General features: G+C 37.4%; 13 protein-coding genes. 10 read left to right on the top strand and 3 right to left on the bottom strand.

The window, feature by feature from the left end:
- Position 1: 1 nt before the first annotated feature.
- The 5 genes from EA772_RS06130 (at position 2) to EA772_RS06110 (ending at position 3787) form a co-directional block, all read left to right on the top strand.
- On the top strand, positions 2–814 hold the full coding sequence (locus EA772_RS06130) for a hypothetical protein (RefSeq protein WP_124911865.1): 813 nt from the start codon (positions 2–4) through the stop codon (positions 812–814).
- A 7-nt stretch (positions 815–821) separates the two neighbouring features.
- Positions 822–1325 (top strand): DUF3347 domain-containing protein, encoded by a 504-nt coding sequence (locus tag EA772_RS06125; protein ID WP_124911863.1) that lies wholly within the window; start codon positions 822–824, stop codon positions 1323–1325.
- Positions 1325–1885, top strand: a complete 561-nt coding sequence (locus EA772_RS06120) for an AraC family transcriptional regulator (protein ID WP_124911861.1) — start codon at positions 1325–1327, stop codon at positions 1883–1885. The genes EA772_RS06125 and EA772_RS06120 overlap by 1 nt, the downstream gene beginning before the upstream one ends.
- A 108-nt stretch (positions 1886–1993) precedes the next feature.
- Complete coding sequence (ygiD, locus tag EA772_RS06115; RefSeq protein ID WP_124911859.1) at positions 1994–2818, top strand: 4,5-DOPA dioxygenase extradiol; 825 nt, start codon at positions 1994–1996, stop codon at positions 2816–2818.
- Between the two features lie 249 nt (positions 2819–3067).
- A complete protein-coding gene (locus EA772_RS06110) occupies positions 3068–3787 on the top strand; it encodes a heavy-metal-associated domain-containing protein (protein WP_124911857.1) in 720 nt (239 codons plus the stop codon).
- 93 nt (positions 3788–3880) lie between these two features.
- Here the strand turns inward: EA772_RS06110 and EA772_RS06105 are convergent, their stop codons facing one another.
- Positions 3881–5272, bottom strand: a complete 1392-nt coding sequence (locus EA772_RS06105; RefSeq protein WP_246834055.1) for an aldehyde dehydrogenase family protein — start codon at positions 5270–5272, stop codon at positions 3881–3883.
- A gap of 159 nt (positions 5273–5431) precedes the next feature.
- Between EA772_RS06105 and EA772_RS06100 the strand changes: the two genes are divergently transcribed.
- The 5 genes from EA772_RS06100 to EA772_RS06080 all read left to right on the top strand — a co-directional run bounded on the left by EA772_RS06100 (position 5432) and on the right by EA772_RS06080 (position 11026).
- Positions 5432–6619 carry a hypothetical protein gene (locus EA772_RS06100; protein WP_124911855.1) on the top strand — a complete coding sequence of 396 codons (1188 nt, stop codon included), beginning with the start codon at positions 5432–5434 and terminating at the stop codon, positions 6617–6619.
- A 287-nt stretch (positions 6620–6906) separates the two neighbouring features.
- The gene (locus EA772_RS06095; RefSeq protein ID WP_168187487.1) at positions 6907–9294 is read left to right on the top strand and encodes a prolyl oligopeptidase family serine peptidase; all 2388 of its coding nucleotides are present in this window, start codon (positions 6907–6909) and stop codon (positions 9292–9294) included.
- Between the two features lie 528 nt (positions 9295–9822).
- Complete coding sequence (locus EA772_RS06090; protein ID WP_010599334.1) at positions 9823–10455, top strand: peroxiredoxin; 633 nt, start codon at positions 9823–9825, stop codon at positions 10453–10455.
- Positions 10456–10469: 14 nt separating this feature from the next.
- The gene (locus EA772_RS06085) at positions 10470–10778 is read left to right on the top strand and encodes a co-chaperone YbbN (protein ID WP_010599335.1); all 309 of its coding nucleotides are present in this window, start codon (positions 10470–10472) and stop codon (positions 10776–10778) included.
- Positions 10778–11026 (top strand): hypothetical protein, encoded by a 249-nt coding sequence (locus tag EA772_RS06080; protein ID WP_010599336.1) that lies wholly within the window; start codon positions 10778–10780, stop codon positions 11024–11026. The genes EA772_RS06085 and EA772_RS06080 overlap by 1 nt, the downstream gene beginning before the upstream one ends.
- A gap of 280 nt (positions 11027–11306) precedes the next feature.
- Here the strand turns inward: EA772_RS06080 and EA772_RS06075 are convergent, their stop codons facing one another.
- A complete protein-coding gene (locus EA772_RS06075; protein ID WP_124911853.1) occupies positions 11307–13892 on the bottom strand; it encodes a phosphoenolpyruvate carboxylase in 2586 nt (861 codons plus the stop codon).
- A gap of 262 nt (positions 13893–14154) precedes the next feature.
- Positions 14155–15702: a DHA2 family efflux MFS transporter permease subunit gene (locus EA772_RS06070; RefSeq protein ID WP_124911851.1), complete on the bottom strand. Its 1548-nt coding sequence runs from the start codon at positions 15700–15702 to the stop codon at positions 14155–14157.
- Position 15703: the final 1 nt, after the last annotated feature.

Genomic DNA, 15703 nt, shown 5'->3' with positions numbered 1-15703 from the left:
AATGAAGAAGATTCTTATTATGGCGCTGGTTTTCATTGGCGCCAACATAAACTCATTCGCACAAGAGCTATATGTTTTTACCGAACCGGCAAGTAATATGCCCACCAAATCAATTGGAGTTCGTTTAACCAACGAGGGGATGTTTAACAATCCTGGTTTTGTAAGCAGAACAATTCCTGAGGTAATGTTTGGCTTTAATAAAAACCTGATGGCACATGCGCAAGCGTTCTTATCAGATATGGATGGGAAATATCGGCTAGAGGGCGGAAGTTTATATGCTAAATATCGTTTTTTATCTATTGATGAAGCTCAAAGTCATTTCAGGGCCGCGGCTTTTGGTAGAATTAGCACAAGTAAACGCCCAACTTTTACCAGAGATATTAATCTGGAGGGAGATAATAGTGGAGCACAGGCTGGGTTAATTTTCACCCAACTTTTACATAAACTCGCCCTTTCGGCAACTTTGGGTTATGCACATTCATTTAATAACAGTGATAGGCAAATTATTGGAATGCCAAGACCTAACAATATGTTCTCCTATAGTTTATCATCAGGCTACCTTGTGCTTCCTTTTGTTTACAAGAACTATAAAGAGCCGAATTTCAATGTCTATTTCGAAATACTAGGAAAAACCGACCCAGCCTCAGGCAAATCCTATCTAGATTTGGCTCCAGCCGTTCAGGTAATTTTAAACAGCAGCACCCGGATAGATTTAGGTTATCGTTTCCAGGCCACCGGAAATATGGCAAACCGATATCTTAAAAACATGTATCTGCTAAGGGCAGAATTTAACTTTTTTAATGTTTTAAAATAAAATAAAGATGAAAAAAATCATGATAATAATGGCTATAATTGCCATCGCAACTACAAAATTAACTTTCGCACAAAGTAAAACAGATGTAGCTTTTAATCAGTTATTAACTGCCTATTACGACGTTAAAAATGCTTTGGCAGCTGATAAAAAAGATGTAGCTAAAGAAAAAGTAAAAGTTTTATCGGCTAAAGTTGATGCCATTCCACACAAAGATTTGCCAGCTACACAACATACAACTTGGATGGAGCAGGCCAAAATAATTAAAGCAAAAGCAACAGAATTAGCTGCCGGAAAAGACATCAAAACACAAAGAAAATCTTTCGAGGGAATATCTTATGCCATGATAAAAACGGTAAGAAACATTAAATTCAATAATGCAACAATTTACGTTCAGCATTGCCCAATGGCTAAAGCGAGTTGGCTAAACGAAAAAGAAAACATTGAAAACCCCTATTATGGAAGCATGATGTTTGATTGTGGCGATGTTACCGAAACCATAAAATCGAAATAATGAATCTGCATATCAAAAATATGGTATGCAACCGTTGTAAAATGGTGGTTAAGGCTGAGCTGGAAAAGCTTGGCTTTAATCCTATTTCGGTTGAACTTGGCGAAGTTTTAATATCGGAAAACATTTCTGTTGATGATAAAATAAAAATCGCTGAAAAGTTAAATCATTTTGGTTTCGAATTATTGGAGGATAGAAAAACTCAAATTGCCGAGCAAATAAAAACGGCAATCATCAATCTGGTTCATTACTCAAAGGAGCCTTTAAAAATTAATCTTTCTACTTACTTAAGTCATCAAATTAATCAGGAATATAATCAGTTAAGCGCCATTTTTTCTGAAGCAGAGAATCAAACCATTGAAAAGTATTTTATCGCTCAGAAAATCGAAAAGGCAAAAGAAATGCTCACCTATGGCGAACTCACGCTAAGCGAAATTGCTTATCAACTTAATTACAGCAGTGTTGCGCATCTTTCTGCTCAGTTTAAAAAAGTGACAGACTTAACACCGTCAGCTTATAAAAAGCAAACATTTGACAAAAGGAAAACCTTGGATGAGATTTGATGATTCATGGAAGATGTAAAATGGATAATGGAGTTCTTATCGTTTTCTTAACATAAATCAAGCCCCTAAAAATAACGATGCTGTACCTTTACATTAAAATTCAACAGCATGTCAAGCTTATCACAATTCAGAAGTTTTACCCAACGTTTACCACAAACGGATTTAATGCCTACGCTGTTTATTGGCCACGGTTCTCCGATGAATGGGATTGAAAATAATGAGTTTAGCCAAAGTTGGGCCGAGTTGGCAAAAAACATTCCGTTACCTAAAGCAGTACTGGTGGTTTCTGCGCATTGGTACACACATGGAACTTTTGTTACCGCAATGGATTTTCCATCAACCATTCACGATTTTGGAGGATTTCCACAAGCGTTGTTTGATGCTCAGTACCCTGCTCCCGGAGATGCAGAATTGGCGGCTGAAATACCAGGCCTGGTACACTCTACGCATATCGGCTTAGACCACGATTGGGGCTTAGACCACGGAACATGGACGGTGGTAAAACACATGTATCCAGAAGCCAACATTCCTGTTCTCCAATTGAGTATCGATTACACAAAATCGCCAGAAAACCATTATGAAATTGCCAAAGAAATTTATGCGCTCCGGAAAAAAGGCGTTTTAGTTATTGGAAGTGGAAATATGGTGCACAATCTTCGAATGATTAGCTGGGAAATGATTAACGGAGGTGGTTATGATTGGGCGAATGAAATGAATTACAAATTCAAAAGCCTTATTGCTAACGGCGACCACAAACCATTAATTAATTACCGCAATTTAGGAAGTGATGCCATGCTGGCCATCCCAACTCCAGAGCATTATTTGCCATTGATTTACACGTTAGGTTTGAAGAATGAAAATGAGGAAGTTTCGTTTTTTAATGACAAAGCCGTTGGTGGTTCATTAACAATGACCTCGGTTTTGGTTGGATAGTTTTAACAGCAAAGAGATGCTGAGCGCAAATATTCTGTCATGCCGTTGATGCTCTAATCCCCGTCATTGCAATCCTGATTCTTCTTCGAGAGAAGCAATATCCGTAAAGATATACTTGTAGCTGAAGATTGCTTCATGCCTCGCAATGACGGCCGACTTACACATCCGTTTAAAATTCTATAACATTTTATGATTATTCTGTAACGCTTCTCATCCCCAAGATGGGTAAATTTGTTTAAAATCTTAGTTATGACACATACCTATCAACTTACCGGAATGACATGTGGTGGTTGCGAAAATAAAGTAAAAAACAATCTTTTGATTTTGCCTGAAGTAACGGCTGTTGAGGTTTCGAAAGATACAAATTCTGCAACCATCAGTATGGATAAACATATCGGCTTAGCTGCTTTGCAGCAGGCTTTGGGCGGAGCAGAAAGTAAATATCAGATTACGGCTAATAACCACAGCGAATTGGCGGAGGAAACAAAATCATGGACTGAAACTTATAAACCAATCCTATTGATTTTTGGTTACGTTACCGCGATTTCGTTATTGGTTTCCTGGCAAGATGGCAACATCAACTTCATGACTTTTATGCGTATTTTCATGGCCGGATTTTTCTTGACTTTCTCTTTTTTCAAAATGTTGAACCTGAAAGCTTTTGCAGAAAGCTACGCGATGTACGATATCGTTGCGAAAAAATTCAGTTCCTGGGGTTACATTTATGCTTTTATCGAACTTGGTTTAGGCTTAAGTTTTGCACTGAATTTATTGCCGGTTGTGGTAAATTGGGTTACCCTGGTTGTAATGTTGGTGAGTATTATCGGCGTTTTGGAAAGCGTTTTGAACAAGAAAAAGATTCAATGTGCTTGCCTGGGTGCAGTTTTTAATCTACCAATGAGTACAGTTACCATTGTAGAAGATGCAATTATGATTGCGATGAGCGCCGCAATGCTAATACTGATGTAATCAATCTGCACAAGCAGATTTTTTGCCATGGAAGCACAGAAACCTCGGAAATAATCAATTTTATTCCGTATCAATCCGTGTTTCCGTGGCATCTCATAGAAGCTTTTTCAACCATTTTAATAAGCTTATGTTGTAAGGAGGATAAATCATTTTGGTCATTCCAAATTTGGATTGAAAAACAACTGCTCTTTCATGAGAGAAATTTTTAAAACCAAAAATGCCATGACAACTTCCTATTCCGCTGCTGTTGACTCCTCCAAAAGGTAAATTTGGATTGCTGATATGAACCAACACATCATTTACGCAGGTACCTCCAGAACTGGTTTCATTGATGATTTTTTCTTGATTTTTAGAATCATCTGAGAAAATATAGAGCGCTAAAGGTTTACCTTTTCCATTCACAAAATCGATAGCTTGCTGCAAATTTTTGTATTTCACAATGGGTAAAATCGGCCCAAATATCTCTGATTGCATAATACTGTTTTCCGCACTTACCGAAGTTAAAACAGTTGGATTAATCGTTAAAGACTCGGCATTTGCCTCTCCCCCGAACGCTAATTTTGCACCCTCATTTATTGCGGCATATATCAAGCCATTTAATCTATCAAATTGTTTCTGGTTGATGATTTTTCCATAAACAGCTGTGTTAATTGCGCCATCTGCGAAGAACATTTTCTGTGCGGCAACTTTATAATAATTTACAAACTCCGCTTCCTGTTTTTCGTTAATTAAAACATAATCTGGTGCGATACAGGTTTGCCCAGCATTAACCAACTTTCCCCAGGCTATTTTTTCTGCGGCTTTTTTCAAATCACAAGACTCATCAATTATTACCGGAGATTTTCCACCCAATTCTAAAGTAACCGATGTTAGATTTTTTGCTGCCGCCGCCATTACCACTTTTCCAATTGTTGTGCTTCCGGTAAAAAATATATGGTCGAACGGGAGTTTTAACAATTCGGTCGAAACTTCAGTATCGCCCTCGAAACAAGCTATTTCTTGTTTATCAAAAGCTTTTTCAATGATTTTATTAATAATTTTCGCGGTGTAGGCGCTTAATTCAGATGGTTTTAAGATGGCACAATTCCCTGCAGCAATTGCAGAAATCAATGGACTCATCATCAATTGTAGCGGATAATTCCATGGCGCAATAATTAAACAAACTCCTTTCGGCTCATAGTAAATCTTATTGGCTGCAAAAAGATTGCTCATGGTTTTACTAACCGATTTTGGTTTCATCCAACTGCTCAATTTCTTAACCGCATGGTCTATCTCAGCATAAGTAAAAAATAATTCCGTTACAGCAGTTTCAAATCTACTTTTGCGTAAATCTTTCTCCAAGGCAACATAAATTTCCTCTTCAGCATTTTGCAAAGCCTGCTTAAGTACCATTAGCTTCGCAATTCGGGTTTTTGCATCCGTTTTACGCAACTCAAATTTGTATTTTTGCTGTAAATCAAAAACTGAGTTTATTTTTTGTTCCATTGAATTATCTGTCATTTTGAGCTTGCCGAAAGATAATGAGAGGTCTTTGATAAACACAACTGACATCATTATTTCCTAATTAAATTTAGTTAAAATCAATTCATTTCATCAAAAGCTCATTCATTTAAAGCATATTGCAAATAATTTTAAACACCAGCAATGAAGAAGTTATTTTTCCTTTTCATCTACTTAATTCCTTTGTTTAGCCAGGCACAAACCATCAAAACTGATGTATTGGTTTTAGGAAATTCAAATGCAGCCTTTGCAGCGGGTATTCAAGCATCAGAATCGGGTGTTAACACTATTATTTTAACACAAAGTGATGGATTTAAACTTAGCGAATTCAACAAATTACCTCAAACCGGTATAACCAAAGCATTCGAAAAAAGAGCAAGAAAATCTTTAAAAATTTCAGATAGTATTGCACTACCCGAAATAACTAATCAAATTTTAAATGCTGTAATTAAAAACTGGTCGGATAGCTCTAAGCTTTTGGATGTGACCAACAACACAACTTACTTCGAGTTAAAACGTTCGGGAAGTGGTTGGGAAGCAAAACTCACCAAAGAAAAAAGCATAAAGGCAAAGGTTTTAATTGTTGCCGATGATATTCAGAAAATTCTTCCTGCATTAAAGGTCACTAGTTTAAATGTAGCGGAGGCAGCTAACTTAAATTATTCGGAAAACTTATATCGAACTACAATTGGCGGGATAAATGAAACAACAGATTTCCTATCGCTTTACAATTTGCTCATTCCAAATCAGGAAAATATCCTTTACATAAAACCCGATAATTTAGAAATTGGTCAAGCCGCTGGTGCAACCGCAGCTTATGCGGCATTTTTTCAAACCAAAACCAGCTTATCAAATTTAAAAAGAATACAGGGTGAATTACTGAGCTACAAACTTTCTTTAATGCCTTTTGAAGATGTAAAAATAGCCGATTCAAATTGGCTGGCCATACAAAAAATCGGTATTACAGGAATTTTGAAAGCTGACATCAAAAATGCAAAAGTTTATTTGAATCCCGAAAAAGAGGTTTCTTATGATGAAATTAAGCAGCCCATAAAGGATTATTATTACAAAGCGCAAATCTGGTTTGATGACCATCAAAATATTCCCATAAATCTGGAAAATACCATTTCGATGGTTTGTTACGTGGGCAACAAAGCTGTTGATGCCACCAAAGCCGAAATAGAAAAGAAATGGAACAAAAACTATAAATTTTCCTCAAAATACGACTTGAAAAAAGTTTTAACACGGAGAGAATTTTCAGTTATTATTAATGAATATCTGAAACCATTTGATATGGTGAATGTGGATAGAACCGGAAGAGTAATAAGGTAAGCCATCATAGTTTTTTGCACCCGGAACACATGGAAATTTATTCGGCCAATTCCGTCTAAATTTGTGTTTCCGTGGCATTTTTCTTTAAAAATAAACTATTGGGTAAAACCTCCCCCCCAATTTTTGATGAATCTACTTTTGTCCTTTGTTTCTCTCTCCCCAAGGAGAGGGATTGAACAGCTTTTACTAACAACTCAACCTTTCATAGGGAGAGGTGTTGTAACATTTCCATTTCCTTATAGATTTAGCACCTGCATTATCTAACTTGCAGCATCCAAACTAAATTCATGAAGAAATATTTACTTTTCCTACTGTTGTGTACAGGAGAATATACTTTTGCGCAACAAATAGCCCCATTAACAGTCGAAAAAATAATGCGAGACCCAAAATGGATGGGAACCTCCCCTACTAACTTCCGCTGGACAGGAGATAGCAAAACATTATATTTCAATTGGAATCCAGATAATAAGGCTAAAGAAGAGTTGTTTAAAATTTCAAACTCATCAACAAAACCTGTAGAAGCTGCTGAGAAAGAAGATGAGAAATTGTTAGGTTTAAATTACATTTACAATAAGGATAAATCGTTAGGTTTAGTAGAAAAAAGTGGCGATATCTATCTTCAGAACTTCAAAACGAAGAAAGAAACTCGTTTAACCAATACGATGGATAGGGAAAGCAACCCTGTCTTTTTAACCAATGGTGATGTTGCTTATCAATTGGGCGACAATATTTTCCAGTTGAATATGAAAACTGCCGAAACCAAACAAATAACCAATTTTGTTAAGGGAAAAGCAGCGGGAAGAACACCAGCAAAACCTACTACTGAACAAGATAGCTGGCTAAAGGCCCAGCAAACTGAATTATTTGATATCATCAAGAAAAGAAATGCTGAAACGCGTAATGGCGGTGCCCGTGGAGGAAGAGGTCGTTTTGGTTCATCATCTAGTGAAACCAAATCTTTAAAATCACTTTATACAGATGACAAGTTTCTTAATGGAGTAGTGATTAGCCCGGATGGTAGATTTGTAACTTACAAATTGACTGCTCCGGCTCAAAACAATCACAGCACCATCGTACCAAACTATGTTACAGCTTCTGGTTATACGGAAGATATTCCTGGCAGAACAAAGGTTGGCGAAAATGAGAATATCTCTCAGGGATTTATTTTTGACACACAAAGAGATACTGTTTATGCGATACAAACGGCAACTATTCCCGGCATTAAAGACATTCCGGATTTCTACAAGGACTATCCTAAGCAATTAGATTCTCTGAAAAAGAAAAACGCTGACAGGCCTGTTAATTTCTTCGGTCCGATTTGGAACGAAAACGGCAGTACTGGAATTGTGGTTGCTACATCAGCTGATAATAAAGACCGCTGGATTTTAAAATTAGATGCATCAACAGGAAAATTCGATTTAATCGACCGCCAGCATGATGAGGCCTGGATTGGAGGCCCCGGTATTAGTGGATTTTATCAGGGAAGCACAGGGTGGATTGACAACAATCGTTTTTATTACCAGAGTGAGGCTACTGGCTATTCGCATTTATATGTTGCAAATGTTTTAACCGGAAATAAAAAACAGTTGACTTCTGGTAAATGGGAAGTTCAATCTGTTCAACTTTCAAAGGATAACAGCACTTTTTACTTAAAAACAAATAAAGAGCATCCAGGAATTACCAATCTCTTCAAAATTAGCGTAAACGGTGGAGAACTTGTTCAAATTACAACGATGAAAGGTTTAAATGACCTTACACTTTCTCCAGATGAAAAATACATAGCCATAAATTATTCTTATCTGAATAAACCTGTTGAATTGTATCTGCAACCCAATAAAGCTGGTGCAAAAGCAGTAAAGATTACCGAATCTACAACTGCAGAATTCAATTCTTACAAATGGCGTGAGCCTGATATGGTTTCATTTAAAAACCGTTACGGTGCTGATGTTTATGCAAGGGTTTATAAATCTGAAAAGCCTCATCCTAATCATCCTGCCGTAGTTTTTGTTCACGGTGCGGGCTATCTTCAAAATGTACATTTTGGCTGGAGCACTTATTTCCGTGAGTTTATGTTTAATAATTTACTGGCTGATAATGGTTACACGGTAATTGACATTGACTATACCGCAAGTTCAGGTTATGGCAGAGACCACAGAACCGGGATTTATCGGCACATGGGTGGAAAAGATTTAACTGACCAGGTTGATGGGGTTAAATTTTTGGTGGAAAAGTATGGCGTTAATCCTAAACATGTTGGCTTGTATGGTGGGTCATACGGAGGTTTTATCACCTTAATGGCCATGTTTAATGAATCAGATGTTTTTGCCAGTGGCGCCGCTTTGCGTTCCGTTACAGATTGGGCCCATTACAACCATGGTTATACTTCGAATATTTTAAACGACCCTTTCAACGACCCGATTGCCTACAAGAAAAGCTCTCCTATTTATTTCGCTGATAAGCTGAAAGGAAACTTATTAATGGCGCACGGAATGGTTGATGTGAATGTTCATTTTCAGGATATCGTTCGCATTACTCAACGTTTTATCGAGCTGGGAAAAAATAATTGGGAACTGGCTGTTTACCCCGTAGAAGACCATGGTTTTATCGAACCTAGCAGCTGGACGGATGAATACAAAAGGATATTTAAATTGTATGAAAATACATTAAAGAAATAGAATTTCGAACCCCTTTTAATGAAAATTAAGAGGGGTTTTTTGTCTTCCGTCGGCTGAAGCCAGACGGCAATGAAATAAAACCATGTACCTTATAAGCTTTTGGGATTCCTTGCCGTTGGTTTCAACCAACGGAATGAATGATAATAATAGTGCTGGCTTTAGCCGAAAGTGCAGATGCATTTAAACCCGACCCAAGAATTCCCATAATTTGTTAATAAACCCGATAGAAGTGAAAATACTTTTTGTAGTACAAATAAAATAGATTGCCAAGTCGTTCCTCCTCGCAATGACGACCATAGCGTACAATAGAAGCCAAAAAGATTGTAACGAATAGCGGGACTGTAAACTGCCAAAAGCATCATCCGTTCATTTTCAAATAATTAAATAGCGACAAATTATACATTTCAAAATGAATATAGTTTTTGACTATATCGTTATCAATAAATACGATGAATAATTAATACATCCGGGTTGATTCGGAGTTCTTTTCACCGTACCTTTGTGGCACAAAATTAAAGACAAAAAATTATGGCAATAGTAGGTAAAAAATTCCCGAGTGTTAGTATTGATGCAATGTCAGACATGGGTGATGACTTGAAAATCAACGTATTTGAAGAAGCTGTTAGTAAAAACAAAAAAGTTATTTTATTCTGGTATCCAAAAGATTTCACTTTCGTTTGCCCTACAGAATTACATGCTTTCCAAGCTGCTTTACCTGAATTTGAACAAAGAAATACAATTGTAATTGGTGCATCTTGCGATACTAACGAAGTTCACTTTGCTTGGTTAAATACACCAAAAGATAACGGCGGAATTGAAGGTGTTACTTACCCAATTTTAGCTGATACGCACAGACAGTTATCTGGAATTTTAGATATTTTAGATCAAGAAGTTAATTATGATGAAGAAGGAAACGAATCATTCTCGGGTTCAAATGTTTCTTTCAGAGCAACTTATTTAATTGACGAAACTGGTAAAGTTTTTCACGAAAGTGTTAATGACATGCCTGTTGGCAGAAACGTTAAAGAATATTTACGTTTAATTGATGCTTATGCTCACGTTCAAAAACATGGCGAAGTTTGCCCTGCAAACTGGGAAGAAGGAAAAGAAGCAATGAACGCAAACAGAACTGGCGTTGCTGAATATTTAGCTGCTAACTAATTAAATAAAACATCATGTTTTTAGAATTAACAGAAGATAATCTTCAACAGTATTTAGCCGATAACTCGAAAGTTATGGTTCAGTACGCTGCATCATGGTGCGGTAACTGCAGAATCATGAAACCCAAGTTTAAAAAGCTGGCTGCTGAAAATGAAGATGTAGCTTTCTTAATTGTTGATGCCGAGAAACTTCCAAACTCACGCAAATTTGCTAACGTTGATAATTTACCAACTTTCGCAGCTTTTGAAGGTGGTAATTTGGTAGATCAGGTTCAAACCAACAAAGCGGAAGGTTTAATTGAACTTTTTAACAAGATAAAGTAATGAAGATTCCGGTTATAAGACAATTATTTCAAAACACGACTCCTGCTCAATTGGAGACAACTTTAGAAGTGTTAGAGGCTTTCTGCGAATTCAGAGGCGTTAGCGAACATGAAGTTGATGTTGCTGGCGAAATGATTACCAATATTTGCGGTGCGCTTGAGGTGCATCAAATGGTAAGCGAAGGTGCTGCTGAAAAAGATGCGCTTAACGCTTTCGGCCAAAAAGTAATGGGTTCGATTGATAGATAATTTTCTTTAATCAGGCTCTTTAAAAAACAACCCCTTTGCAGGAATGCAGAGGGGTTTTTGTTTTTTAGGCATCTCGTATTGGCAACGTAAATAGCCACCACGTCATTGTGAAGCACGAAGCAATCTTAATGCAGCAGACGTTTTAGGATTGCTTCGTACCTCGCAATGACGACCGATCATGGCTAGTTACAAAAAAGGTCTGTGAAAACACAGACCTATAAACGCTTTAAAACTTATATTTCCTTAAATGTTATATGGTAAATTAAACCGTGACTAAACCTTAAGCTAAATTCCTGCCTGCATTTACAATACCAAAAACCGTTCTAACAGCTAATTTTTCTAAAGCTGCTTGGTCTTTCTCGTTCTGGTCGTGCTGAAGTTTTTCTAAAGCGAAATGCTGAATTAAAACTAACGGCAAGATAATCTTCTCACGGGTAGCGATGGATTTTTTATCAACCGGATAATTAGCCATTAAAACTTCCTGTCCTGATAGTTTTAGAAGCATTGTTTTAGTTAATTCAAACTCATCGTGTAACTGGGTCCAAAAGGCACCAAACTCCTTGTCGTTGGCTAAATGAGCTGTAATCACAAAGTCTGATTTGCTCATGCTCATCATACAATTATCTACAATGGTTTTTAAATAATCAGAATCTTCATAAGCCTTTACAACCTTATCCCAATTACCGGCTTTTTCCTGATTCTTCATAGCAGTTCCCATTCCGTAAAACCCTGGAACATTTTGTTTCAGCATGCTCCAGGCTGTAACGAAACTAATCGCCCGCAAATCTTCTAACTTCATTTCTCCACCGCCATTTCTTTTTACCGGGCGACTGCTGATATTTGCCTGAGAAAGTAATTTCAATGGAGACAGCTTTTCCAGATAACTTACAAAAAGCGGGTGTTCGCGTAAATCAACAAAAGCTTTGTAACCATCTTCTGCCATTTCATCAAGCAGCGCTTTATTTTCAGGGTCTAGAAGCACATTATGTTTTTCTTTTAATCCTGATGAAATACCGGCATTAATTAATTGTTCAATATTAAATTCAGCACTTTCCACTGAACCATATTGAGAACTAATGGTTTGGCCCTGAACCGTTAATTGTATATTTTTATTTGCAATTTCTTTACCCATTGAGGCATAAAAACGATGGGTTTTACCGCCACCGCGAGCCGGCGGACCGCCTCTGCCATCAAAAAATGCCAGTTGAATATTGTGCTTTTTAGAAATTTCTGAGAGTGATGTTTTACCATTAAAAATAGACCAGTTGGCCATTAAATAACCACCATCTTTTGTACTATCGGAGTACCCCAGCATAATATCTTGTTTATTGCCACGAGTGGCCAAATGTGCTTTATAAAACGGATTGCTATAAAGTGTATCCATAATCGCCCCTGCTCCTTTTAAGTCGTTAACGGTTTCGAAAAGCGGCACAAAATCAATGGTTAAAGCGTCCTTACTCCAGCCATTCCAAAGGAAAAGTTCTATCAGTTGCAGGATATCGCTGGCCTGCTGGCAATTACTGATGATGAAACGATGGCATGCTTTCTCGCCGTTTCGTTGTTGAATGCCTTTAATTTCTTTAATCGTTTGAATGGTATCCTCAATCAAAGCATCAGCTTCTGTAACATAAACAGGTGTCGCCTCTTTAAACGAAATCAGTTTCAGCTTCTCCGCTTCTGAAAGTTTATCATAATTTTCTGGATATAAAGATGAAATCGGTTTATTCTGGCGGCAATAAGCATGCACACTTCTTAATACGCGGCTATCCTGACGGATATCTAAAGAAGCAAAATAATTGCCGTACAAATCAATTTTACGGATTAAATCATTTACTAAATCAACAAACAGACCCTCATGCTCCTTTAAAAGTGTTTCTTTAATCTGATTAAGGTTTTCTCTCAATTCATCAGAAATATCATGAATTTCACAAGATTGGTCGAAGGCATTTTTGTAAAGCACATCTTGAAGCTTGGAAATATTTTCTTCCACACCTCTAAAAGTTATGCGGCGTTTAATTACCCTAAAATCACGATAGTAACAACGGAAGAGAATTTGGCGCAACATTTTAGAAACCTCCAAAGTGGTATCGGCATGGATATTCGGATTTCCATCTCTATCGCCACCCGGCCAGAAACCTAATTCTAGAATTTTCTTTGTTTCAAGATTATATTCATCCAAGTTCTGGTCAATTTCTTCCTGAATATTTGCCGCAGCAAAGTAAAATGTATTTTCTAAAAACCAGGCCAGGTTCAATGCTTCATCTACAGGCGTCGGCGATTTTTTGTTGAAAAATGGCGTTTTACCCAACTGCTGCAACAGGGCGTTCATAGAAGTGATATCATTATCTCTAATGGCTTTTGTTAAATCTGTAATAATCGCCAAAACACTTCCCGGATAAAACTGAGTAGGGTGTGCTGTTAAAACCAAACGTAGAGAAAGTTCATCAATTAACTTTTCTATCTTAGCCAGCATAGGCTTATTATCAGCATTCTTTTTTAGGATAAAAGCTAACGTACTTTGCTCATCTGTAGTGTTTAACTTAGTGAATGAAGCATCCTCAACCGCATCAAAAAGCACAACCTGACGCTCTATATATTGAATGAAACGAAAGAGTAAATCAGTAATATCTTTCCTATCAGTATAGCTTGTAAACTTTGCAAAAAACTCTTCTATTATTTGAGCAGGTTTTTGTCCGTTAGCAATGCCATCTTCACAACTTTTAAAGAATAGTGGTAGCAGTGTTCCGGTATCTTTAATTTTATAGAAAGGAAGGGTTAAAAAAAGACTGTTAAAGAGCTCGAATTTTGAGATTACCTCATTGTTAAAAATAGATTCCCGTTGTGTTGTTAAACGAAGTTTAGGCATAGCTTAAGCAATAGTTTTGTATATCGTAATACTACAAAAAATGCGTAAGGTATTAAAATTCTAGGGCTTACAATTTGGAAAATTATAGAATAATTTTTAATTTTAGAATCTTATTTGGCTACTAGCTAGCTTAGTAAGAACATTTGCAATGTTTAAGGGCATTGCATTGATTGTTAATTTTTTGGGTTAAAACAGCCGATGTAATAAAATACACCGGCTGTTTTTATTTTATGATATTTTTCAGGCTAATTTCTTGCCAATTTTAATGCGCATCTGTTACAATGTTTGCATTTTTCTTAAATTTCTGAAGATATAGTAGTGGAATAGAGAACAACATAATTAACCCTGCCACCCAATATGCATCGTTGTAAGTTAATAACATGGTTTGTTTAATTACGCTTCCTTCTATGGCTTTCATCGCCATGAGCTTAGCATCAATAAACGATGAACCTTTGGCCATAAATCCGCTTGTTAGTGCATTTAATTTTTGAATAAACGCAGGGTTATATTCGTTGATATTGGCAAGCAAACTACTTCTATGAAAGCCAGAACGAACGTGGATTAAGGTAGTTAAAGCTGCGATACCAAAAGAACCACCCAGCTGTCTGCTCATGTTATTCAAACCAGAACCCTGGCCAATCTCTGCTCCAGATAAATCCTGCATCGCAAGGGTGGTTAACGGCACAAACAATAAAGCCATACCAAAACCTCTAATTACCAACGGCCAGAAGAAATCTCCAGTTCCGGAAGCCAGAGTAGAGTTACTTAACATCCAACAGAAAACGAAGAACAAAAACATGCCGCCGGTAGCCATAAATTGGGCAGGCACACCTTTTTTAAGCATGATACCGATGAATGGCATCATGGCAATGGTACAAATTCCGCCTGCGATAAATAATTTTCCGGTTTGCAATGGTGTAAAACCTAGCAAGTTTTGTGCAAAAACCGGGAAAACAAATACCGAACCGTATAACCCAAACCCTAAGATAAAGGAAGTAAACATTCCGATAGAGAAACTTCTCTTCTTCATAATGCGAAGATTCACAATGGGGTGGTCTGTTGCGGTCTCTCTCCAAATGAATAACAATAATCCAAAAACAGAAACCACTGCTAATGCGGTAATGTATGGTGTAGAAAACCAGTCTTCGCTCTCGCCTTTTTCCAACACAGTTTGTAAACTACCTACAGCGATCGCCAAAAGTGCAATTCCCCACCAATCTACAGGTTTACCCTGTCCATCCTTGGGCGTCTCTCGAATAAAGGTGTACGTACAGTAGGCGGCGAGGATTCCGACGGGAATATTCACGTAAAAAATCCATGGCCAATCGGCAATTTCCAGAATATAGCCACCAATAGTTGGACCAACTGTTGGACCAACAACGGCACCCAAACCGAATAAAGCAGTGGCAATACCCACATCTTCACGTGGCCAGGTTTCAATTAAGATTGCCTGTGCCGTTGAAATTAAACCACCACCAGCAACGCCTTGCAAAATCCTGAACAAAATCAGCTCATTTAAGGAGGTTGCGTTACCACATAAAAAGGAAACCAGGGTGAAAACGATAATGGAGGTTAAGAAATAATTTTTACGCCCGAAACGACTACCCAACCAACCCGACATGGGTAGGATGATAACGTTCGCAACGGCGTATCCAGTAGATAACCAGGCGATATCCTCGAGGGTAGCGCCCAGGTTTCCCTGTATTTGAGGGATTGCTACGTTTACGATAGTCGTATCAATCAGCTCCAATAAAGAAGCTGTGATTACCGTAAAAGTAATAATCCACTTTTTTAAACCTACTTCGGCCATT

The organism is Pedobacter sp. G11 (assembly GCF_003860265.1).
Lineage (GTDB): Bacteria > Bacteroidota > Bacteroidia > Sphingobacteriales > Sphingobacteriaceae > Pedobacter > Pedobacter agri.
Note: the sequence above shows the minus strand (reverse complement) of the source record. Positions and strands in the feature narration are given on the sequence as shown.